A 21,614-nucleotide genomic window follows, 5' to 3' on the forward strand; every position below is an offset into this window, starting at 1 on the left:
GAATGTCGATCTCTAATGATGCCCAGAATCTGGCTCTTGTGTCTTCTAAGTCCGATCTTAGTGGTGCGCCCCTGCATGTGAGTTTGCTTGCACAAGAGTTAATTTCCAAAGGGCACTCCGTAACACTTGTCTTTAGCGGGGATGGTGCTGCGTTTTCCGGCTTGCCGCCAGATGTGAAGCGTGTGGTTTTGCCAGGGCTAGATAACGGCTCATCTTTGAAAGAGACATTGGCCGCGGTGTGGGCGCTAATAATGCTCTTTTCACGAAGTCGGCCGGATGTCATTCACTGCCATAGCACTAAAGCGTCTTTCGTGACGCGTCTGGCGTGTGTGTTCCTAATGCGTCAGGCTGTTTTTACTGTACATGGATGGGGGTTTGGCCCAGGGCGCTCGCGTACAAACTCGTTGGTGGCGTACGGGTTAGAGATTGTTTTGGGTTTGGTGTCGACCTCTAGGTATGTATGTGTGTCGGTGGCCGATCGTGAATTGGGCGTCAGAGTTTTGCCCTGGTTGGCCTCAAGAATGGATGTGATACATAATGGTATTCCTGACTTGCGTGCAAACGTTGAATTAACTGGTGAGCGAGATGCTGTGGGTGAAATCCGCATCATTATGGTTGCTCGAGTCGGCTACCAAAAGAATCATCAGCTGATGTCAAAGGTTTTTGCAAGACTTGATGGCAAATACCGGCTGACCTTGGTTGGTCACGGCACAGACGCATCCGATTTCAAGGATGCGTTTCTTGCTAATATTCCTGCGGATCGGCGATCCTGTGTTGAATTCCTTGGGGCCAGATCTGATGTGGATGCGCTGTTGGCAAAAAGTGATATTTTTATTCTGCTTTCTAGGTTTGAGGGGTTGCCACTATCGATTCTTGAAGCAATGAGGGGTGGTCTTCCAGTTGTCGCAAGCAATGTCGGTGGGGTAAATGAATTGGTGAGTTCCAATGGGTATCTCATTAGTGAGAAGGAATCAATTGCGGAAAGCGAGGCCCTCAAAGCGTTGTTTGCACTTGGGGATCATTCTCTACGCAGCAAGATGGGGCGAGTTTCTCGGCAGCAATATCTGGAGAAATTTGATAGTGCTGCGATGATTGATGCCTTGGCGCAAATTTACTCAAAAGTTGGTGTGCAGCAATGAGTGTTGATGCATTTGTATTCTATCTGGGTCGAATGTCACCATTCAATTGGTTCTCCATTCAAACTTTGAGTACGCAGGTCAGGTCTGTAAATGTGTGTACAGATCACCCGCAAGCGCCTGATTGGTTCTTCGCCGCAAACGTTAATGTGACTTGCGTGCGATCTCAAGAATTGCGTGATGTGTTTTCGGAGTTGTGCGGTGTTTCCATAACGACCTTATCTGGGTATAAGCTGAATGATTTAAAGCAGTTCTGGCCTCTTGCTTATTCCCATCTATCCGGTCGGCCGGTCGTGGCGTCAATTTGCTGTGACGTGGATTGTATTTATGGTGATCTGTCTGGGTATTTGAATGTGTTGCGTCGCACGGATCGGCCTGTATTTATTGGAAATAGAGGGCATCTTCAGGGTGGGAATGAGGTTTTCTATTCTGAATTCATCGGCAAGTTAGATGCTTACTATGGCCAGTCATGGAAAATGATCATGGCGCACCCTAAAAATCACGCATTCGATGAGTTTCATTATCAGAATAAAATCTTTGCGAATTGGGCTGCAGACGATGTTGGTGGGTTGGTGTGGGATGTGAAAGTTAGCGGGTCCGCGGTGGATATTAATTATTGGAAGGTTGCACCTTTCGATCAGTTCAAGCGAGCAGTTCGTGGTGTTGGTCGGCGTGGGGCGAAATTGTATTTAACTGTGGATGGCGAAGGTGGGGGCGGAACTGTTCCTTACTTGCACCTCCAGAAACGATCCGTCATTGCTCAGAATGGGTGTTGGAGCCAACTAGCCGACACTGTCTTCGTAAACTTTCGCCCTGACGGGAGTGTTAGTTTGTCTGACACACCATCTGACAGTGTGAGGCCACGGTGCTGGGATCAGATAAATTGGGGCGCAGCAATGGCTGTGCGCCGTGTGAAGTCGAAAATCTACACCGAAGCGCTATGGCGAAGATACGCGAAGTAGCCTTGGTCGCCGGAGTTTTGACCGGCGCCGGGGGGGTGCAGCGCCTCACAGAAGTTTATGCGCGCTCATTGATTGATGGTGGCTATAAGGTTACGGTATTTTACCGTGGTGAATCGCCAGACTGGTTGGGGAGTAAGGCGTACTTCGGGTTAAGAGGAGTCAGGTACGGAGGTTTTTTTGCCATCATCAAGATGGCAGCAGTTCGTCGCAACCTTCAATGGATTGTTATGCCTGATTCCAGGGCCAGAGTATTTTCTGCACTCATTCCTGTTTCGTGTGGCGTATATTTCTTAATGGATTCGGTGAGATTTTTTGAGCCAAAGCCGAAGTCGTTCACTAAGTTGTTGACATGGCTCGTTGAGCGGTATCTCGTTGCCTTTCGAGTTACTCTTGCTTCGTATCAGACTGTTTTTGATGTAATTGCGAGTATAGGTGGCGATTGCAAGGCGGTAATTTATAACCCCATTAGTTCGGAGTGTATGGCCGCTGCGAAAACCTCTAAAGCGGAGGGTGGTTCAAAGCGGCGTAAGCTTATTTATATGGGGCGCCTTGAGTATGAGAAGGGCGCGGACCTGTTGCCTGAAATATGCATGGAACTGGCTGAGCGAGGCTCTCTAGGTTTTGATGTAGAGGTGTGGGGTGATGGATCCATGCGCGGTGCGCTAGAGACACGCATCTCCGGGCTGCAGATGCCTGATGTCCGTGTCTCGCTCATGGGGGTCTGCAAGTCACCTGGAAGCGTCTATGCGTACGCGGATGTTGTATTGTTGCCTTCAAGAACAGAGGGACCATCGCTGACCTGTGCTGAAGCGGTCAGCGCGGGTGTGCCGGTTGTTTTTTTTAACGTTCCAGGCAATGGGCCCAACGAGGTGTGCGGTCCAGGAGGGTATGGCGTATCAGCCGGTGACATCAAGGGCTTTGCGGACGCAGTTATTCAAGCATCTAAACTGAAGAGTGAAGACCGCCTCGCCTTGTCACATTTTGGTTTGGGGCGTTATGGGAGTCAGAGTTTCTTGGCTACCTTGGAAAGAATTTTGCAATCATGATGAGCAAGGCTCGAATTTTAAAAGTGGCGACCCAAGAGTTGTTTCAACGGATTGGTGGCGTTCCACTTCTTTATTATTGCGGGTATCCGAATTTTGGTGATGTTTTGGGGCGCGATATTTTTTCGGCGCTATCTCCCTGCGGTGTTTATCGTCCGTTAACGCAGCGTGGCCCCCACTTGATTTTTCTCGGGAGCTTGCTTACTCAGGCTAATGCACATTCTGTTGTTTTGGGTTCTGGTTTTATAAAGGAAGTGGACCCAATTTCTGTTGATGCGGCCTATTTTGTTCGAGGCGAGTACTCGAAAAAAATGCTTAATCCCAAGAGATCTCCACGTCAAGGCGTGTCGTTGGCCGATGCAGTGCAAGTCTTGGCATACCCACCCCTGTTGAAAAAAATATCTGATTTTTATCGCGCTAAAGCAGCTCTCAAGCTCGGTGCTTATGGCGAACGGCGTATTGTCGTGCTGCACCATATTACGTTTTCAAAGATATTTGGTGATGGTCGGTGCACCGCAAGTGCGGGCAATCAATTCGTTATCTCTACTGGGGCGCCGGTAGAAGTTCTATTTGAGTGGATTCGAGGTGCCGACGCTATTGCTTCCGATGCGTTGCACCCTCTAATATTGGCGGACACATTGATGGTGCCAAACAAATGGATCAGTGTCGATGAGGCTACCGATTTGTTGGGGGGGGACTATAAGTTTTTTGATTATGCTAGTCAAAGGCCTGGTGATCCATATCGCAAACATGGGGTTCCGCTCGATGAGTTGATTGATTGTGGGAGCTCACTGTTTGACGGAGCAACTGTTCGTTCATTCACAGGAGATGGAGCGTACCTCGCGGCGTGTGTGTTGGATGCGATAAATGGGCTGCGAAGCAGAAGCTATGACTCGATCTATCTGGTTTGAGCGGATTCTGAATGCGTTGCCGGGCATGGCCATGCCTGCTGCCGTAGTGTTATGTTTCCCTGTTGCGATTTCAGCATGGTATTTCAAGGTTTCGATCTTGATCCAGTTGGCCATGCAGTTGAATTATCTATTTGGGATTGAGTATCACGTGGATAGTTTGATTGGCAGCAAAAAAGAGGTTGGGTATCAAAATGCGCTGCGGGTTAGCGTTTCATTGTTGGTTTTTTTGTTAGCATATTTTTTCTATCCGATAACCCTATCCCTAATCGACTTGCTTGTTTTCCTGTTCTACATTTGCTGCTCAGAGATTTATAGCAACTTCAGGTTTTCGATGGTGGTTCGTGGTGAATTTTCCGGGGGAGCAACTCACGCCTTTTTGTTGTCGGCAGTGCCATTTTTCTCTGCGGTCATTTTTCGAAACCTGTTGGGGGTTTTGTTGGCTCAGTCTTTATCTTTGCTGTTACTTGCGGTCCTCCTTGCTCAAGGGGGCGTGGGGTTGCTTCGCGTTCCAAGTAGGGGTTGGATTTCCGACTTTGCTGGGCGAGTAAATTTGGCGGCGCCAGCGATATGGGGGGTGACTCGCTTTGATCGGCTTGCTTTGCCGGTCTTGGGTGCTCATTTGGCAGATGGATATATGGTTGCCGGTGCTGTCTCAGATGCGCTATTTGGGACACTTAGGCAGGCTCAGTTCATGTCCCGTTCCGGCGACTATGTACGTATGTTCGCCTTTGGCGTCGCAATTTGGCTAGTCTGCACTGCGATATTGGGTTTCATTAAGGGGTTTGAGTGGGACCATATGTTTTTTCTTCCCCCTGTAATGCAGTTGCTGGCTGCATTTCTGGTGGTTTGGTCTCTCCGTAAGAAGGGTAAGGGACAGTAATGCTGCGACAACCCGAGTTGAGTGTGAGCCGTCCAAGTGCATTGCGCCTGTTGTCTCTGGCATTGATCGTAATGATCAGTGTATCGATTGCCAAATTCCATGTGATGGACTACGACAATCTTCTTGGGAGCGGCAAATTTTTAAACCCTCACTATTGGTTGGCAGTCTTGCTTGGTTGGGCGCCGCTGTTGTTGCTGCTGGTGAACTGCGCGGCGTATTGCTATGTGCTATACGGTCTGGCAAATCGTTACGGAGTGCCGTTGTTGCTGGTACTCGTCAGTCCATTCGCGGTCTTTAATACTCTGGATGCATTTAATAAATTTTCATTTCTGATGTTTGTTGGGTATTGCTTCGCAATTTTTTGGGTAAATCCTAAAATGCGTGGATGGGCGTTGCTTTTGCTTGCGTCGCTCGTTGTGATGCATCCGCTCAACGTCCTGCTCCTCTCCGCCATACTGCCAATCACTGTTGTTGGCGGGCTCGCAGGTCTTCTTTTACTTACCGGCGCAGCTCTACCGGATGATTTCGTCGATGTGATTCTTGGGGATAAAGCAGATCTTTTGTCTCAATATGGTTCCGCTCTTGCGTCTTCGTACGGTGGGAATTACAAGCTGGTTGATGCGGCCGATCTCGTTTCTTTAGGGCCGTTGGATATTGACGTCTTTGGTCCTGCCCGCATTTTTTGGTTCCCATCGTTCATGGACTCTCCGCCTCAAGCTCTGGACTTCTTGCTGGCTGCTTATATGGCGATTGGATTCGTGGGTATTTGTTATGTTGTTTTTCGGAGCCTTAGGCCATCGTTGATGCTTTTCTTGTTGCTCGTGCTGTTTCTGATTCCGACGTTCGTTGGTAACATCGCGGTCATTTACCGGCATGTCATCCCAATGTTGCCTGCATTGCTCTTGCTCGCGGCACACCGAGGTGATGCTCGCTTGATTGGCGCAGTTCAACCTAGTGAGCAAATTGAAGGATCGATAAAATGAATCAGATTCACCGTGCTGCCTTGAAGGGGGAGCACTATAAGGCTGTGCCGATTAGTTGCTCACCTGGTCTGCATGAGTTTTCTGCTGACCTGCTAGGAGAGTTTTGCCAGGGGCGTCACATTTTTGAGATCGGGGCTGGGTACGGCGCCCTTACGAACAGGCTTCTTGACCGAGGTTGGCATGTCGAGCCCTTTGACTTCGATTTGCAGGACTGGCAGGGACAAGTGCCGGTGTCGTTCGTCGATGCGAATAATTTGAGCGGATCAGCATTTCCTGCTGCGTTGCAAAATGCAGTCAGTCTTGAGTTGATTGAGCATTTGCGCGCACCTCTGGACTTTATCGATGAGGTAATGGAGCGCTTGCAACCTGGTGGTTGTTTTCTGTTTAGTACGCCCAATACTCGCTCGTCTATTTCATATCTGCACTATCTTTTGAAGAGGGAATTATTCTCTTTTAATAGGGCGATGTATTGGGAGTCGGGGCACATCAGTCCGATTTTTGATTTTATCGTGGAAGAGCACTTGAATGCCAACGGCTGGACATTCAAAAAGTATGCTGCTGGCCGTGTTGAAACAGGATCCCTTATTAAAGACCTGTTTTTGAAAACGTTCAGTAAGGTGTTTTATCGAATTTTTGGTGGTGTGGACCGGTACGAAAAGGTTGTAGATCAAGGTCTGTGCCTGATCTATGTGGTGAGCCGCTAAAGGTTCACAGGGCGCCAACTTCCTTTCCTGCCCGGTGGTGCTCAACGGGGTGGCTTGCCCTCACTAGATGTCGGTAGATTGACATATAGCAGAGGGCAAAAATCGAGGTTCCCGTAAGCATTACCATGCTGGATGTTGCATCCAATATGGTGAGGCAGATTGCGAAGGCGCTGCACCCCAATACCTGCATCCAAATGAATACGCTTGTGAGTCCGTGAAGAACCCATGATGGGGTTCGTTCCCCCATTTTTTTTCTTATCAGGCGTCGGTATACAAGCATGTGAAAGTGCACCTTGTCTGGGCGCCCCATGCCAGTTTTTCGATAAATTGCCTTTCGCCAAATCGAAAATGCGGTTTCAAATACCGGGTACATGCAAACCAGCAGTACGGCCCATGTCGAGATGTTTGGGTTTCTTATCAGAAGAATGATCGCGCACTCGGCAAGCCAAAAGCCACAGAGGTATGCGCCTCCGTCCCCAAGAAATATTTTCCCTAACGGGAAGTTGAGTAACATAAATCCGGCGATAGGTGCGATAGCGGTCAGGCAAAGTCGCATTACCAAGGGATCGGAGTAGATCCACGCTAGCCCGCAGATGCCTGTGAGCATGATGATGACGCTCCCTGACGCCAATCCGTTAAAGCCGTCAATAATGTTCACGGCGTTTGCCACGCCAGCCACTGAGAAGCACGTAAAGGCGTATGCAAGCAGCGGGCTCACTGCCAAGACGTGATCTAACACTAGCGTGTCCACGCTTGTCAGATATGCCCGAAGAAGGTAAACCGCTAGACCTGCTGATGCAAAAGAAGCAACCAAGCGAAGCGATACTGAGACTCGCTTTGTTAGATCCTCTAAGGTGCCAGCGAGGAAGGCGGGTAGGCTGCATGCTAACAATGCGGCCGCTGTTGTCTTTTGTTCGCTCGATGTCCCATCAATCGCAGTTATCAACGCAGTGGCACAAATGCCCAAAAAGACAGCAACGCCGCCAATGCGAGGAACCGGGACCTTGTGGAATTTCTGATGACCATCCATGTCATGGTCAAGCGAGTGGCGCCCGTGCCAGCGCTGCGTCAGAACTATGAGAACGCATACGGCTAGACTAACAAAGCAGCCGATGAGTGGTGCGGTGTACCAAGTAGAGATTAGGTGCAGCATTGTGTGCGTATGGTCTGTACTGCGCACGAACAATACAGCGACTACAGCCCACCTTCGTGGATGTCACTGTGTTTGTTAGATGGTATCGCTAGTCCTGACCGTAATCTGGCCTGACTTCAATTTATGCCGAACCATTCTACGACTTACGTTGCAGCGCACCAAAATGGTGATCGTAAGTGAGGATAAGGCGTAGCTGGATGTCGGCAAAAACTGCCGAAATCTAGGTACTTTTTGTGGCGGGAATGCCCCATGACCTGCTGTTGCGGTCGTGTTGCCGTGACTTAAGGTTTAGCAATCATTCGTCTACCGGATCTGGCTTCGCCTGCACCCGGTACTCTTCACTCGCCCAAGCTCCAAGGTCAATGGCCTTGCAACCCTTGCTGCAAAACGGTCGATACGGGTTCTCGGTGGTGTAAACGTGCATCGTGCCGCAAGAGGGGCAGCGAACCATCAGTGGCGGCTTGTTGCTGTCGCCAGCATCACCCTGGCGTGTTGCATCCGTCGTCATGGCATCACGCGCAAAGTGTCAGTTCGAAACCGGCATCCGTGTCACTGGCAAGCTTGAGTTTGCCGTCGGCATCCGGACGCATCAACCGAATCGAGATCATGAGTCGGTTGGCACTGATTTCAGGGATCAGGCCCAGCGATGGGTCAATGCGCAAGCGAAGCAACTGATAGCTGCGGTTGTCCTTGAGGTTCTGCTGATACTGACCATTGGGTGCTGCCACCATGTGCGGCGTGCCCGCATCGCGCAGCAAGCCAAGCATGACCTTCAGGCCCTCTGCCATGGGGGCCAGGGTGCCAACCCAGCGCTGCAGATCGGCCTGGCGCTTGGCGGCTGGCTCGTGTTGCCAGGCGTAATAGGCCGGCAGGTCAAACTCGCAGGTGCCACCCGGAATGTTGATGCGGCTGCGAATGCTCATCAGCCAGTCGTTGGCGGCCAGAGATTGACCGGCCTTGCCGTTCAAATTGTGCAGCTTGGTATAGGCCTGCTCAATGCGCGACAGCACTTGTTCCAGAACGTCTTCTTGAATGGCAGGGTTACCGCGATAAGCCGCAAACTGTGCCTTGTAGCGTTCGAGATCGCGCAAGATGTCGCTTTTGAGGTCTGCCCGCGAGGCCACATCCATGATCTCGAACAGTGTGGCCAACGCGTAGTGGTGATCCACTGCTGTTTCACGCCATATGAGCGCGCCCAGGCGGTCGAAGAGGTGCTCAAGCCGCAACATTGTGCGGATGCTTTCGCCGAATGGGTATTCGTAAAGGATCAACGCGTCACCTGAAGCTGTTGAATGTCAAGGTCATCCGTGATTGTTCCACAGTCGCCAGATGTTCTTGACCTCTTGGCGTAGTTCTTCGAGGCTCAAGCCATCATTTAGGATGATGTGGTCGGCAACGGCGCAACGACTTTCGCGCGTGGCTTGTTTGGCGAGGACGGCTTGCACCGCTTCTCGCGTCCAGCCCGAGCGCGCCATGACGCGCTGAATCTGGGTTTCTGCCGGGCAGTCGATCACCAACACTTTGTCGACGCGGTCTTTCCAGCGGCTGCCAGACTCAGCCAACAGGGGCACGTCAAAAACGACAACCTGGCCTGGACTGGCTTGCCTCGCCTGGACTTCGGACTCTTGCGTGATCAGCGGATGCAGAATCGCCTGCAATCGCATCAGGGCGCCCGGATCTGAAAACGCCAGTTCACGCATGCGATCGCGGTTCATGGCGCCGTCGCTGTCGATGAAGTCGTCGCCAAAGGCCGCTGCGATCTCGGGGATGGCCAAGCCACCCGGGGCGGTCAACGCGCGTGCGATGGCGTCTGTGTCAACAAGATGGGCGCCGAGCTCGGTCAGCATGGTGGCAACGGTGGATTTGCCACTGCCAATGCCGCCGGTGAGCCCGATGACCAAACCCCTTGGTGTGGGCATGTTTTAAGCCCAGCCTAGCCAGGACATCACGGTGGGAGCGCCCGCAAACGTGACCACCAGGCCTGCGCCGGCCAGGAACGGGCCGTAGGGCACGTAGACGCCTTCACGCAACTGTCCGCTGACCTTCATGACGATGCCCACCACGGCACCGATCACCGATGAGCCGAGAATGATGGGCAGGATCATCGACCAGCCGAGCCAGGCACCCAGAGCGGCCAGCAGCTTGAAGTCGCCATAGCCCATGCCTTCTTTGCCGGTGGTGAGCTTGAACAGCCAGTAAACCGACCACAGCGACATGTAGCCTGCCACGGCGCCCCACAGGGCGTCTTTCAGGGGGATGTTCCAGCCCAGGGCGGCGATGACCAGTCCAGCCCAAAGCAGCGGCAAGGTGAGGTCATCGGGCAGCAGCGTGGTGTCCCAGTCGATCATGGTGGCGGCAACCAGCACCGCCACAAATCCGCACCACAGCAAGGTCGTCGGTTGATTGCCGAAATGGTCTGCACAGGCGGCAAAGAGCACAGCGGTGCTCAATTCGACCAAGGGGTAGCGCACCGAGATGCGGGTGCCGCACGATGAGCACTTGCCGCGCAAAAACAGCCAACTGATCAGCGGAATGTTTTCGTACCAGCGGATGGCGTGACCACAAGACGGGCAGCGAGACGCTGGCTCGGACAGCGTCAGTGCGCCGTCGGGACTCTCACCCTCTTCGGGTAGTTCCAGTACACCGCGAGCGTCAGCTTTCCATTGTTGTTCCATCATCTTGGGCAGACGATGGATGACGACATTCAGAAAGCTGCCCACGCACAGCCCCAGCACGGCCAAGCCCCACGGCGTAAGCACCAGGTCGGTAAACACCGACAGCATCGAATCAGGAACCATGAACGCTTAAACCACTTGACCAAGCTTGAAGATGGGCAGATACATCGAAACCACGATGCCACCAATGATGGTGCCCAAGATCACGATGATGAAGGGTTCCATCAGGCTGGACAGCGCCTTCACGGCTTCGTCCACTTCTTCTTCGTAGAAGTCGGCCGCTTTGCCAAGCATGTGGTCCAGCGAGCCTGACTCTTCACCGATGGCGCCCATTTGCAGCACCATGACCGGGAAGAGGTTCACGTTTTGCATGGAGGCGGTCAAGCTGGTGCCGGTGGAAACCTCGCGCTGGATTTGTTCGGTCGCCTCTGCGAAAACGGCGTTGCCTGCGGCCCCGCCCACGGAGTCCAACGCTTCAACCAATGGCACACCCGCCGCAAACATGGTGGACAAGGTGCGAGTCCAGCGGGCCACGGCAGACTTGTACATCAGATCACCAAAGACAGGTACCTTCAGCAAGAGCTTGTCCATGCGTTTCTGCATGGTCTCGGACCGCTTCCAGCTTTGGAGGAAGAAGTAGATGCCGCCCCCGATCGAGCCAAAAATGGCCCACCAGTACTTCACGAAGATTTCTGACATCCCCATCACAAACAAGGTCGGTGCAGGGAGATCCGCCCCGAAGGACATGAACACTTCCTTGAAGGCAGGAATCACGAAAATCATGATCACAGCCACGACCACAAAGGCCACCACCAGAACGGCGATGGGGTAGGTCAGTGCCGATTTGATTTTTTGCTTGATGGCGATGGTTTTTTCTTGGTAAACGGCCAGTCGATCAAGCAACGTTTCCAAAATACCAGCTGCCTCACCGGCCTCCACCAGATTGCAATACAGCGCGTCGAAATAGAGCGGGTGCTTGCGAAACGCGGAAGACAAGCTGGTGCCGGTTTCGACATCTCCGCGAATGTCGGACAGCAGCTTGGTGACCCGGGGATTGGTCGATCCACGGCCCACGATGTCAAAGGCCTGCAGCAACGGCACCCCCGCACGCATCATGGTCGCGAGCTGTCGTGTGAAGATGGCAATGTCTTTGGGCTTGATGGAAGAGCCGCCACTGGTGCGACGCTTCTTCACCTTCTGAACAAGAATGCCCTGGCGGCGCAAGGTCGCACCGACAACGGCTTCACCACCGGCGCGCATTTCACCTCGCACCAGCTTGCCGTGGCGGTCTTTGCCTTCCCACTCGTAAACAAATTCTTGCGGTTTGTTGGCTGCAGCCGTGGCCATTTGTCAGAACTCCGTGACTGTTGGGGCAGGTTTATTCGTTGGTGACCGAAATAACCTCTTCAAGAGAGGTGTGGCCGCCCTTCACTTTGACGAGCCCAGATTCGCGCAAGTCTCGCACGCCTTCGAGTTTCGCTTGTTTGGCGATGTCCATGGCAGTTCCTTGCGACAGAATGATCCGTTGTATTTCTTCACTGATGGGCATCACTTGGTAAATACCGACCCGCCCTTTGTAACCATTGTTGCAACTGGAGCAGCCGACCGCCCGATAGGGCTTCCAGCTGCCATCCAAATCAGACTCCTTGAAGCCGGCATTCAGCAATGCTTCGCGAGGATAGTCTGCTGGCGCCTTGCAGTTGCTGCAAAGGCGTCGCGCAAGACGCTGAGCCGTAATCAGAATCACGCTGGACGCAATGTTGAACGGCTGAATGCCCATGTTCATCATCCGCGTCAGCGTGGTTGGGGCGTCGTTGGTGTGCAGGGTGGACATCACCATGTGACCCGTCTGCGCGGCCTTGATCGCAATGTCACCCGTCTCCATGTCCCGAATTTCACCCACCATGATGATGTCGGGATCCTGACGCAGGAAGGCCTTCAGCGCCGCTGAGAAGGTGAGGCCGGCCTTGTCGTTGACGTTCACCTGGTTGATGCCGGGCAGATTGATTTCCGCCGGGTCCTCAACCGTTGAGATATTCACGCCAGGCTGATTGAGGATGTTCAGGCAGGTGTAAAGCGACACCGTTTTACCGGAGCCGGTTGGGCCTGTCACCAGCACCATTCCGTAAGGGCGTTGAATGGCTTCAAGCAGACGCTTTTTCTCTTCTGGCTCGTAGCCAAGGGCTTCGATGCCCAGCTTGGCGCTCGATGGATCCAGAATACGGATCACGATTTTTTCGCCAAACAGCGTGGGCAGCGTGCTGACCCGGAAGTCGATCGATTTGCTGCCGAATTTCAGCTTCATCCGACCGTCTTGGGGTACGCGCTTTTCGGAGATGTCCAGTTTGGAGATCACCTTGATGCGCGAGGCGAGCTTGTCCTTGATCGCAATGGGCGGCTGAGTGATTTCTCGCAGTTCACCGTCGACACGGAAACGCACACGATAGTTGTATTCGTACGGTTCGAAGTGCAAGTCGGAGGCGCCGGCGTTGATGGCGTCGATCAGCATTTTCTGCAAGAAGCGGACGACGGGTGCGTCCTCCACTTCGGCAGCCATGTCGGTCGACTCAGGCTGGGCAGAGGTGTCCTCGGTAACGTCAAACTCAAACTCGGTGGACGCCAGTGCAGTCAGCTGCTCAGCTGCTGAAGTACCGATGCCTTCCAGAAGCTTGGCGAGCTTGTCGTGCTCGACAATGACCCACTCGGGCGTGAGTTGCGTGGTGAATTTGATGCGCTCAATGGCTTCCTGGTTCGTCGGGTCAGAACCCGCCACGAACAAACGGTTGCCACGCTTCGACAGCACAACGACGTTGTATTGCGAGGAGAGCTTGGTGTCGATGATGCCTTTGGGCAGACGCTGTACATCAATGGCGGACAGGTCTACCAAGGGGACAGCCAATGCGCTGGACAATGTGTGGGCCAGATCGCTGGACGTCATCGTGCCCTTGCTCAGCAAGGCGGCGACAAAGCTGCGCTTTTGCTCTTTGGCAAGGCGTGCGACCTCCTCGGCTGCCGGTGCATCGATCTTGCCTGCGTTGACCAGGATGCGGGCGACGCCAGAAAGTGAGCCTGGGGTATCAGCCAAGGAAAGTTCGGCCATGTGGGGTGCTACGAGTTTTTGACACGATTTCCAATCTTACGGCCAGTCTCGCATTTTGTAATGAGGAGTGCTCCTCCCATCGTAAGGAAAAGCAGCTAGATCTCATGACGATTCCATCCTGGACGCCAGGCAAAACCGATGGCCAGGACAGGCACATATTCGCTGAACATTCGCAACTCGACGATATTGCCTGCCAAGCTGTAGAGAACGAACAGTGGGCTGGAAGCGAGAAGCATGGCCTTCAGTTCAGGAGAAAACTGATGCCACCGGCGAGGTAGCCAAATGATTGCGCCAGCCCCAAACCAAAGAAGCGCCAGTGCGTGTTGTGGCTTTGTAAAGATTCGATGCAAGTTGGCAAAAAGTCTAAAAGTGCCGTCTTCTGTCCAACTGAAACTGCTGCTGGCGGGAATGTGCAGCACTTGGGCTGTGGCTGACCGGGTCAAAGCGATGCACAGTGCTGTGCAAAACAGCATGGCAAGGCTGATTTGAAGCTGAGTCCGATTGACTTGTTTGCGATGTGCCCAGTGCCAACCCAAAGCCAAAAAGGGGGCCACCACGATGGTTTCGCGGTTCAGGGCCATCAACGGTGCGAGCAGAATGGCCAGACCTTGCATCCAATGCCGCTTGTCGGTCAGCATCAAAAACATCACCATCAGAAAGAACACGGCTGGCAGGTCATACACGTAGTAGACCTTGAGCGGACGTGGCAAGGCGTAATGGGCAACGAGCACCAGCAACAGTGCAGCCCGCACACGCAGGGTCTGTTCTTCGTCGATGGCGTGGCAGAAGATTCGGCTGAAAAATGCGGGCATCAGCCAGATGGATGCCAAGGTGAAACTCAGACCGAATGTGATGCGGAGCGTTTTGGTGTCAAGCCACTCTGCCGGAACCAGCAGTGCCAACAGTTTGGGAAACAAAAACCGAAACACAAATGGCGGATCGATCTTCAACTGTGCGTGGGCGCTGATCAGTGAGTTGTTGCTGACGCCAGTGTGATTGATGTACCACCACACAAACAGGAAGGCGCAGGCAACCAGCGCATAGGTGTTCTTTTTGCCGACGTTATTCATTTTGTGTGACTGGTGTATGTGCAATCCATTTCAGAAATGCGTCTGAAATGTACTGGCTGCCAAAAGGTGACAGGTGGTCAAAATCACGGTACAGCAAGCGGTTGCCCTTTGTAATCTTGCATGTAGCTCCGTCACAGATGTATGGCACTGGATCAAACGCAACGACCCCTGGCCGGGTCCTTGTGATGTATTGGATCAGCGATCGGTATTGGACGTTGCGGTCGTCATAAGCTTTGCGCGGAAAGTTACATTCGGTCGGATTTTGCTGCCGCTTGAATGCGAGACTGCGCAGGCACGACTCTGCACTGATGGGAAGTTCTGGGATGTCGACCAAGAGGACCACCCGACGCCCCGAATGAAGGAGAGTGTCGATGGTTTTGAGTAGCCCTTCCCGGAATAAATCGTAAGGTGAGCCATCGCTTCCGTTGAGTGACTTCAGTACAAAGCGATTGTCCCGAGGATATTTTGCTTGCTTGGCAAGCTGAAAGTATGGCGTTGCCAAACTCGATAGCGCAATCGTTTTGATGCTGGGCTGTGCAAGTATGAAATTCAATGCATTTCGATTGAATTTGGCGCAGTTGACCGGAATGCCTGCTTCGAAGACCTCTATGTCAGCAATGGGGGGGCAGGCAGAGTGACTGAGCAGAATGCTGCTCAGAGCTATATGCGCGGGAGCCAGAATGCCAGGGATGTAGTGCTCAGTATGGCTATCGCCGTAGACGGCCAGAACCGGTGGGTTTTGGGAGTTGGTCGCCACGCATTGACCACCCGCATAGTCCATATCGTGACATGCGTTGCGTTGAATCGTCATGCCAGCGACGTACTTGACGAAGTTGCCTTGCCCCACATCCAGAGCAGCATCTCTCGCATGGCCCGCCCGATCCGGAAACCCGTCTTGTAAACGGGTGAACTGGCCAATAACCAAGATCGCCATCAATGAGCAGGTGGCATAGATCAAGACACGTGTTTGACTCGTCTTGTTGGCAGCAAGTGGGAACCGGCTTTGAATAGGTTTCTCAATGAAAACCCATGTGATCCATGCCAAAAGTACCGAAGCCCCACACAGAAGAATGCGATCAACATTTTGATCACGCGCATGAGGAGCATAGATCGTGTAAATGGAAAGAAGCGGCCAGTGCCACAAGTAGAGTGGGTAGCTGATTTTTCCAAAAAAAACCGCAGGCTTGGTCGAAAGAAAGAATTTGTTACCCCATGATGATGGGGTACTCCAAATGATGATTGCAGCGCACAGTGCGGCCGTCAGAGTTTGGGGGAACTGTCCAAGCGCTGCTACGGAAGGTTTGTAAAAGAATAATCCACACACTGTCAGTGTGGCTAAAACGGATAAGGTGTTTCGAATTTTTTGACTGAGGACATCGGGCTTGGGTAGCAATGTGATTCCAGCCCCGATCAGCAACTCCCACATTCTTGCCGGCAGCATATAAAAAGCAGCGGACGGAGTGGTCGTCAGCATGAAGAACATTGATGCCAACGCAATCGCGAGTGTGCCCAGAATCAGAGCAAATCGTACTCTGCTGATGAGCAGCAGGATGACGGGCCAGAAAATGTAAAACTGCTCTTCTACACCTAGCGACCAAAGGTGCAATGTGGGCTTTTGCTCGGCTGCTACGTCAAAGTAGCCGACTTCCCTCAGTAGTTGGATATTGGAGGTGAAGGTGGCGCCTGCTGAAAGATGAATGCCTAGATTCTTGTATTCGGATGGCAGCAGTGTGAACCAGCCAATCAGCCAAGTCGCCGACAGTACAATCAGAAGGGCGGGAAGGATTCTCCGAAAACGACGAGCATAGAAGTTGCTGAAAGTGAATTGTCGATGTCGAATGTCTTTGCGAATGATTCCAGTAATGAGGAATCCAGAAATGACAAAGAATATATCTACGCCCAGAAACCCGCCCGGCATGAGGGTTGGAAAAGCGTGAAATATCAGAACAGGGATGATGGCGAGTGCGCGCATCCCGTCAATGTCTGGGCGGTATCCCTGCGCATGGACTGAGGTCATGTTCATCCCGTGTCGCTCTATACGCTGGGCACTTTACGCAATGTGTTGGGCTCGCCACTTTCATCAATCGTCTTGATGACTCGATTGGCAATTGCCTCAGGGTCTTGCGTGGCCATGCAGGGAGGGCGGTCAAATCCTCTGATGCAGCGACTCATCCAGTCCTTTTCCATCCACCAGCAGCCGCCGCATTCGATGGGACCAATGTTGTTGTTTTTCTCGTATCCAAAATAGGCAGGGAGTGTCGGTCCAAAAACCACTGTGCACGGAGTCCCGAGCGATGCGGCGGTGTGGACGAGTCCGCCCTCATTGTCTAAATGGTGGAGGGCATTTTTGAGCAGCGCAGCCACTTGTCTGAGGCTTGTCGCATTGACGAGATTCAAGTCGCACTGGTCGAGCGGTGCACTGGCCACAGAGCCAATGTGGATGAACTTCACACCAGGCAGGCGCTGTCTGAGATGCCGGATGACATCGTTGTGGTATGGGTAGGCTTTGGTAGGGCAGGTATGCGCGTCAGTATGAAAATCTTGATCAAACCCATTGCTGACGGTGATGTAGGAATTGGGTTTGAGGTCAAACTCCGTCAAGGCTGAGTCATCCACCGGTAAGTTCAGCGTGTGCCCGCCGTAGCGAATATCAGCCATGGCGTGCAGGTGGTTGTGGCGCCTGAACCCCAGGGTGGCGGCATAGTGCCCCAAATAGCCATCTAGATACGGATGGTGCTGAATGATGGGGATGATCCTGGAAACGCTCTGCTCAATCTTTTTGATGTGATAAGAGAAGTTTCTGGATGTTTTGGAAAATTCGCCTGGCGCGTAGTGGTCGATATGGAGTGCGGTGGTGACACTCAATGCCAGTTCGTACTGAGATGCAAGGCTTTTATTAAATGCTTTGGCATCGCCAACGAGTACGCACTTCTTTTCCGTTTCCTGTAGCCATTTGACAATCGCCGGCTTGGTGCAATAAATATCGTAACGATCAATGCCTGTTGCGCTGCAAAAGTCTCTGATGAAACGAATGGACGCAATATGATCGCCTAGGCCGCCAGATATTTTGAAAGCGACTTTTGGTACCTGCTTGTTTTGAATTTTTCTGATAGCCAGGTTTTTGATCGTGACCAGCTTGCCTGGCAGGCGCTTCCAGCTCGTTTTGAGCTTGTTTATTCTTCTTTTTGACAGAAGCATGGACGTTTTCCGTTAGCGATAGATGTCGTTCTGCGTGAGATAGCCTTTGACGTAATCACTCGCGCCGGATTCGATGGAGTAAAAATCGGCGCTATAGCCTGCGCCCTTGAGTTTTTGCATGTTCGCCTCAGTGAAGTACTGATAGTTCGGGCGAATGCTCTCGGGCATGTCGACATACTCAATGGACACAGGCTTGCCCAGTGCGGCTCCAATGGCGTGCATCAAGTCGACGAAAGACCGCGCCTTGCCGGTTCCCAAATTAAAAATGCCACTGACGGCTGGTGTGCCCAGCAACCACATCATCACGGCGCAGCAGTCCTTGACGTAAACGAAGTCGCGAAGTTGCCCCCCGTCGACGTAGCCCTCTTTGTGGGACTTGAACAGTTTGATCGTCTCACCACGTGCAATGAGCGCGGTGTTTTTGGCCACCAGGCTCATCATGTTGCCCTTGTGGTACTCGTTGGGGCCGTACACGTTGAAGAACTTGAGTCCGGCCCATTGCGGCGGCGCCTTGCCTTCGGCAGCACGCTCGACGGCCCATTTGTCGAATTGATGCTTGGACCAGCCATACAGGTTGAGCGGAGCCAGCTTGTCCAAAGCGTCTTGGGCTTGGTCATCAGTAAAGCCCTGTTCTCCATCGCCGTAAGTCGCGGCAGAAGAAGCGTAAATGAACGGTGTGCGTGTCTCGGTGCACCATTTCCACCAAGCCATGGTGGCGTGGAGATTCACCCTCAGGATTTCATCGCCATCGGTTGAAGTGGTCGACGAGTTGGCGCCCATGTGAAAGACCGCATCGGCCTGCTTCAGGCTGGGCAACAGCTGGTCCAGGTTGCGGTAGTCAATCAGGTCAACGAAGCGGCGCTTGGCAATGTTTTTCCATTTGCCCGATGTGCCCAGGTCGTCGACCAACAAAAGGTCCGTGCGCCCCTTGGCATTGAGGTCTGCCACGATGTTCGAGCCGATGAAGCCGGTTGCGCCAGTAACGATGATCATGTGAATGCTCTGAGATGGGTTGTGTCAGTCCGCAGCCTGAATGCGAACCATGCCTGCATAGAGGCCGTTTTGTGCAATCAACTCGCTGTGCGTGCCTTGTTCCACGATGCGACCTTCCGACATCACGCAGATCACATCGGCGTTCTTGATGGTGCTGAGTCGATGGGCGATCAGGATCAGGGTCTTGGTGTGGCGCAGGTCCTCGATGGACTTTTGAACGATGGCTTCCGATTCGGAGTCCAGTGCTGAAGTGGCTTCGTCAAAAATCCAGACTGCGGCATCTCGGTACAGCGCTCGGGCAATGGCCAGGCGCTGACGTTGGCCGCCGGACAGCATGCTGCCGTTTGTGCCAATCTGGGCGTCCATGCCGTCCGGCAAAGCGCTGACATGGGACCACAAGTTGGCAGCACGCAGGCATTGCTCAACCTTGGCGCGATCCAGTCCGTGCGGGCTGGCATAGGCGACGTTTTGGGCAATGCTGCCCTCAAACAGAACGATGTCTTGCGACACGACAGCGAAGTGCTTGCGCAGGCTGGCCAGTTTCAGCGTCTCGATAGGGGTGTCGTCCAGCAGAATCTCGCCGCCCGTCGCATGGGCGAAGCGCAACAGCGTGTTCACCACGGTGGTCTTGCCGGCACCAGATGCGCCAACCAGCGCAATGGTCTGTCCTGGCGGGATGTGCAGTTCGAGCTTGTCCAGTGATGGGGTGGCCGCACCATCGTATTGAACGGTGACACTGTTGAAGTCAATCTTGCCGCTGCAGCGGTCCATGGTCCCCGTGCCGTGGTCAGGCTCTGGGGGGGCATTCATCAACTCGAATGAGCCACGCGCCGTGATGAGGGCGCCGTTGATGGGTTGATAGATGTCCGTCAGGTGGCGCATGGGCGAAATCGTCATCAGCAACGCTGTCACGAACGACACGAATTCGCCAACCGTGGACGAGCCCTGGCTGGCTTGCCAGATGGCCAGTGTGATGATGATGGAAACGCCGATGGCGGCCACCACTTGCGAGGCAGGGGTGACCAGTGAGCTGGTCGCGACCTGCTTCATCGTCATCCGGCGGTGGTTGTTGGCCTCGTGGTCAAAACGTTGAAGCTCGAAGTCAGCCGCATCAAATGTGCGGACCACACGCCATGCTCTGGCGTTGTCGTCCACGGTCCGGACCAAACGCTGCTGCGATTCGTATTGCGCCTGGCCGACTTTTTCGAGGCGCTTGCGCACAAATTTGAGGGTAATGCCCAGCAATGGCATCGACACGAATGAGATCAGTGTCAATTGCCAGTTCAGGTAGATGAGGTATCCGACCAGGAAGAGCAGCGTGGTGGCGTCTTTGATGATGGAAATCAGCGAGCTGCCCAGTGTCTGAGATGCATGCTGGGGATCGTTGATGACCTTGGTGACGGCCAGGCCCGGGCTCATCGTGGTGAACATCTTCGCGTCGGCGCGGAGCAGCGAGCGCATCAGATCTCGGCGCAAGTTCAGCACCATGCCGGTGGTGGCCGACGTCATGACGTAGGTGCCCGCAAAGTTGAAGAAGCCGCGAATCATGAACAGGCCGATGATCACGATGGGCACGATCCAGAGCGGATAGTTCAGCCCTTCCTTGAAGCCTGAATCGATCAGCTTTTTGAACAGGGCTGGAATAGCGGGCTCAACAGCGGCCCCCAGCGTGAAAAACAGCAATGCACCACCCAGCATGCGCCACTGTGGCTTGGCGTATTGGAGCAAACGCTGACCAGTTTCTTTGAGTTCCATGAGGTCAGTTACCTGGCTTGGTGTGCGTGGTGGATGGGGGGTAGATCAGGCCCATGACGCGATCCACAGTGATGTCCGCCAGCTTGGCGGCGCGGACGTTGTGCATCAGTTCCGGATCTTGATTCAGTGTGCCTCGTGGGCCGATCAGCACGTAACTGTTTGTTCCGACTGCCGCCGCCACATTGATCATGCCGGTATCGTTGCCCACGCAGACGTCTGCCAGTCTCAGTGCTGCGGCACTGCCGAGTACGGGCGCGTCGGTGATGATGCTCAAGGCATGACGGTCGGCTTCGGGCACTTGTGCGGCAATGTCTTTGGCAATTTGCACTTCTGCGGGGCCACCCAGCAGCACGACGCCGGCGCCCTTCTGAATCAGGCGGTGCGCCAACTCAGCAAAATTGGGGATGCCCCATTGCTTGTGGAGTTCACTGGTGCCGATCGCAAAGGCATACAGAGGACGGGGCAGAGAGGCCATCCGCTGTGTCATCTGCGCAACCATCTCGTCCGGCACGTCCATGCGCGGCACGATGGCTTCCTGACAGAACCCATGCGCGACCATGAAGGCGCTGGCCTCTGGGTAAACCGCCAAGGCCTCACCCTTGTAGGCAGAGATGTAGGGGGGCGTGTTCAGGAACATGCGTTGCAGTCCCTTGTAGCCAAAGCCCATGCGCACTGGGATGCCGCTGAGCCAGGCGATCAAGCCACGGCTGGCGCGGCCCGAGAACAAAATGATGCGGTCGAATTGCCCGGCCTTCAATTCGTTCGCCATGCGCCACATGCCTGCCAAGCCGGCGTGCTTGCCCTTGCGCTTTTCGCCTCGACGTGGGCGGTGGTCATGATCGATCACCGCTTCAACCCAAGGCTCTTTCCCAATGAAGGCTTTGGTCAAGGTCGACGGCTGAGCCACGACCGTGACGCGGCCGCCCTGGCTCTGCTCCGCAATCATCTTGAAGTAGTGGATGTGCCAGATGAGGTCACCAATGCCGGTGTACTGAAGAAGCACAACGGTGCGTGGGCGGGGATCTGTGAGCTTGGACATTGAACGATCAAT

At 53.6% G+C, this 21,614-nt stretch carries 20 protein-coding genes; 7 read left to right on the forward strand and 13 right to left on the reverse strand.

The features are described from left to right. The first annotated feature begins 2 nt into the window (after positions 1-2). From ACOYNB_RS05870 to ACOYNB_RS05900, 7 genes are read left to right on the forward strand one after another with little or no spacing between them, the layout of a single operon-like run. Positions 3-1,139 carry a glycosyltransferase gene (locus tag ACOYNB_RS05870; RefSeq protein ID WP_422838196.1) on the forward strand — a complete coding sequence of 379 codons (1,137 nt, stop codon included), beginning with the start codon at positions 3-5 and terminating at the stop codon, positions 1,137-1,139. Then, complete coding sequence (locus ACOYNB_RS05875) at positions 1,136-2,098, forward strand: DUF6625 family protein (RefSeq protein WP_422838197.1); 963 nt, start codon at positions 1,136-1,138, stop codon at positions 2,096-2,098. The genes ACOYNB_RS05870 and ACOYNB_RS05875 overlap by 4 nt, the downstream gene beginning before the upstream one ends. Further along, on the forward strand, positions 2,077-3,144 hold the full coding sequence (locus ACOYNB_RS05880) for a glycosyltransferase (protein ID WP_422838198.1): 1,068 nt from the start codon (positions 2,077-2,079) through the stop codon (positions 3,142-3,144). The genes ACOYNB_RS05875 and ACOYNB_RS05880 overlap by 22 nt, the downstream gene beginning before the upstream one ends. Beyond that, a complete protein-coding gene (locus ACOYNB_RS05885) occupies positions 3,141-4,052 on the forward strand; it encodes a hypothetical protein (RefSeq protein WP_422838199.1) in 912 nt (303 codons plus the stop codon). The genes ACOYNB_RS05880 and ACOYNB_RS05885 overlap by 4 nt, the downstream gene beginning before the upstream one ends. A 25-nt stretch (positions 4,053-4,077) precedes the next feature. Beyond that, a complete protein-coding gene (locus ACOYNB_RS05890; RefSeq protein WP_422838200.1) occupies positions 4,078-4,932 on the forward strand; it encodes a hypothetical protein in 855 nt (284 codons plus the stop codon). Continuing rightward, positions 4,932-5,915 carry a hypothetical protein gene (locus tag ACOYNB_RS05895; RefSeq protein ID WP_422838201.1) on the forward strand — a complete coding sequence of 328 codons (984 nt, stop codon included), beginning with the start codon at positions 4,932-4,934 and terminating at the stop codon, positions 5,913-5,915. Before ACOYNB_RS05890 ends, ACOYNB_RS05895 begins: the two co-directional genes overlap by 1 nt. Next, complete coding sequence (locus ACOYNB_RS05900; protein ID WP_422838202.1) at positions 5,912-6,619, forward strand: class I SAM-dependent methyltransferase; 708 nt, start codon at positions 5,912-5,914, stop codon at positions 6,617-6,619. The genes ACOYNB_RS05895 and ACOYNB_RS05900 overlap by 4 nt, the downstream gene beginning before the upstream one ends. Before the next feature lie 4 nt (positions 6,620-6,623). On the opposite strand, the gene ACOYNB_RS05905 is transcribed toward ACOYNB_RS05900, so the two are convergent. From ACOYNB_RS05905 to ACOYNB_RS05965, 13 genes are all read right to left on the reverse strand, one after another. Beyond that, positions 6,624-7,649 (reverse strand): MraY family glycosyltransferase, encoded by a 1,026-nt coding sequence (locus ACOYNB_RS05905; protein ID WP_422838203.1) that lies wholly within the window; start codon positions 7,647-7,649, stop codon positions 6,624-6,626. 418 nt (positions 7,650-8,067) lie between these two features. Further along, positions 8,068-8,280 (reverse strand): DNA gyrase inhibitor YacG, encoded by a 213-nt coding sequence (locus tag ACOYNB_RS05910; protein WP_422838204.1) that lies wholly within the window; start codon positions 8,278-8,280, stop codon positions 8,068-8,070. A gap of 4 nt (positions 8,281-8,284) precedes the next feature. After that, positions 8,285-9,043, reverse strand: coding sequence for a cell division protein ZapD (gene zapD, locus ACOYNB_RS05915; RefSeq protein WP_422838205.1), 759 nt, complete (start codon positions 9,041-9,043; stop codon positions 8,285-8,287). Between the two features lie 30 nt (positions 9,044-9,073). After that, positions 9,074-9,691, reverse strand: coding sequence for a dephospho-CoA kinase (coaE, locus tag ACOYNB_RS05920; RefSeq protein WP_422838206.1), 618 nt, complete (start codon positions 9,689-9,691; stop codon positions 9,074-9,076). Between the two features lie 3 nt (positions 9,692-9,694). Then, on the reverse strand, positions 9,695-10,570 hold the full coding sequence (locus tag ACOYNB_RS05925; protein WP_422838207.1) for a prepilin peptidase: 876 nt from the start codon (positions 10,568-10,570) through the stop codon (positions 9,695-9,697). Positions 10,571-10,576: 6 nt separating this feature from the next. Beyond that, positions 10,577-11,794, reverse strand: coding sequence for a type II secretion system F family protein (locus ACOYNB_RS05930; protein ID WP_422838208.1), 1,218 nt, complete (start codon positions 11,792-11,794; stop codon positions 10,577-10,579). A gap of 31 nt (positions 11,795-11,825) precedes the next feature. Then, complete coding sequence (pilB, locus tag ACOYNB_RS05935) at positions 11,826-13,547, reverse strand: type IV-A pilus assembly ATPase PilB (RefSeq protein WP_422838209.1); 1,722 nt, start codon at positions 13,545-13,547, stop codon at positions 11,826-11,828. 95 nt (positions 13,548-13,642) lie between these two features. Beyond that, positions 13,643-14,617 (reverse strand): hypothetical protein, encoded by a 975-nt coding sequence (locus ACOYNB_RS05940; RefSeq protein WP_422838210.1) that lies wholly within the window; start codon positions 14,615-14,617, stop codon positions 13,643-13,645. Beyond that, positions 14,610-16,640, reverse strand: coding sequence for an acyltransferase family protein (locus ACOYNB_RS05945; RefSeq protein WP_422838211.1), 2,031 nt, complete (start codon positions 16,638-16,640; stop codon positions 14,610-14,612). The genes ACOYNB_RS05940 and ACOYNB_RS05945 overlap by 8 nt, the downstream gene beginning before the upstream one ends. An 11-nt stretch (positions 16,641-16,651) precedes the next feature. Then, positions 16,652-17,815: a glycosyltransferase family 9 protein gene (locus tag ACOYNB_RS05950; protein ID WP_422838212.1), complete on the reverse strand. Its 1,164-nt coding sequence runs from the start codon at positions 17,813-17,815 to the stop codon at positions 16,652-16,654. A gap of 12 nt (positions 17,816-17,827) precedes the next feature. Then, positions 17,828-18,808, reverse strand: a complete 981-nt coding sequence (rfaD, locus tag ACOYNB_RS05955; protein WP_422838213.1) for an ADP-glyceromanno-heptose 6-epimerase — start codon at positions 18,806-18,808, stop codon at positions 17,828-17,830. A gap of 24 nt (positions 18,809-18,832) precedes the next feature. Further along, positions 18,833-20,563: a lipid A export permease/ATP-binding protein MsbA gene (gene msbA, locus ACOYNB_RS05960; protein ID WP_422838214.1), complete on the reverse strand. Its 1,731-nt coding sequence runs from the start codon at positions 20,561-20,563 to the stop codon at positions 18,833-18,835. A 4-nt stretch (positions 20,564-20,567) separates the two neighbouring features. Beyond that, the gene (locus ACOYNB_RS05965) at positions 20,568-21,602 is read right to left on the reverse strand and encodes a glycosyltransferase family 9 protein (RefSeq protein ID WP_422838215.1); all 1,035 of its coding nucleotides are present in this window, start codon (positions 21,600-21,602) and stop codon (positions 20,568-20,570) included. Positions 21,603-21,614 lie beyond the last annotated feature (12 nt).

It is taken from the genome of Aquabacterium sp., from assembly GCF_049317225.1.
In the GTDB taxonomy this organism is placed as follows: Bacteria; Pseudomonadota; Gammaproteobacteria; order Burkholderiales; family Burkholderiaceae_C; genus Aquabacterium.

Excerpts from the sequence above, each read along its gene's own strand:
- ACOYNB_RS05870 (WP_422838196.1), top strand. The coding sequence starts at position 3 with ATGTCGATCTCTAATGATGCCCAGAATCTGGCTCTTGTGTCTTCTAAG.
- ACOYNB_RS05875 (WP_422838197.1), top strand. The coding sequence starts at position 1,136 with ATGAGTGTTGATGCATTTGTATTCTATCTGGGTCGAATGTCACCATTC.
- ACOYNB_RS05880 (WP_422838198.1), top strand. The coding sequence starts at position 2,077 with ATGGCGAAGATACGCGAAGTAGCCTTGGTCGCCGGAGTTTTGACCGGC.
- ACOYNB_RS05885 (WP_422838199.1), top strand. The coding sequence starts at position 3,141 with ATGATGAGCAAGGCTCGAATTTTAAAAGTGGCGACCCAAGAGTTGTTT.
- ACOYNB_RS05890 (WP_422838200.1), top strand. The coding sequence starts at position 4,078 with ATGGCCATGCCTGCTGCCGTAGTGTTATGTTTCCCTGTTGCGATTTCA.
- ACOYNB_RS05895 (WP_422838201.1), top strand. The coding sequence starts at position 4,932 with ATGCTGCGACAACCCGAGTTGAGTGTGAGCCGTCCAAGTGCATTGCGC.
- ACOYNB_RS05900 (WP_422838202.1), top strand. The coding sequence starts at position 5,912 with ATGAATCAGATTCACCGTGCTGCCTTGAAGGGGGAGCACTATAAGGCT.
- ACOYNB_RS05905 (WP_422838203.1), bottom strand. The coding sequence starts at position 7,649 with ATGGATGGTCATCAGAAATTCCACAAGGTCCCGGTTCCTCGCATTGGC.
- ACOYNB_RS05910 (WP_422838204.1), bottom strand. The coding sequence starts at position 8,280 with ATGACGACGGATGCAACACGCCAGGGTGATGCTGGCGACAGCAACAAG.
- coaE (WP_422838206.1), bottom strand. The coding sequence starts at position 9,691 with ATGCCCACACCAAGGGGTTTGGTCATCGGGCTCACCGGCGGCATTGGC.
- ACOYNB_RS05925 (WP_422838207.1), bottom strand. The coding sequence starts at position 10,570 with ATGGTTCCTGATTCGATGCTGTCGGTGTTTACCGACCTGGTGCTTACG.
- ACOYNB_RS05930 (WP_422838208.1), bottom strand. The coding sequence starts at position 11,794 with ATGGCCACGGCTGCAGCCAACAAACCGCAAGAATTTGTTTACGAGTGG.
- pilB (WP_422838209.1), bottom strand. The coding sequence starts at position 13,547 with ATGGCCGAACTTTCCTTGGCTGATACCCCAGGCTCACTTTCTGGCGTC.
- ACOYNB_RS05940 (WP_422838210.1), bottom strand. The coding sequence starts at position 14,617 with ATGAATAACGTCGGCAAAAAGAACACCTATGCGCTGGTTGCCTGCGCC.
- ACOYNB_RS05945 (WP_422838211.1), bottom strand. The coding sequence starts at position 16,640 with ATGAACATGACCTCAGTCCATGCGCAGGGATACCGCCCAGACATTGAC.
- ACOYNB_RS05950 (WP_422838212.1), bottom strand. The coding sequence starts at position 17,815 with ATGCTTCTGTCAAAAAGAAGAATAAACAAGCTCAAAACGAGCTGGAAG.
- rfaD (WP_422838213.1), bottom strand. The coding sequence starts at position 18,808 with ATGATCATCGTTACTGGCGCAACCGGCTTCATCGGCTCGAACATCGTG.
- msbA (WP_422838214.1), bottom strand. The coding sequence starts at position 20,563 with ATGGAACTCAAAGAAACTGGTCAGCGTTTGCTCCAATACGCCAAGCCA.
- ACOYNB_RS05965 (WP_422838215.1), bottom strand. The coding sequence starts at position 21,602 with ATGTCCAAGCTCACAGATCCCCGCCCACGCACCGTTGTGCTTCTTCAG.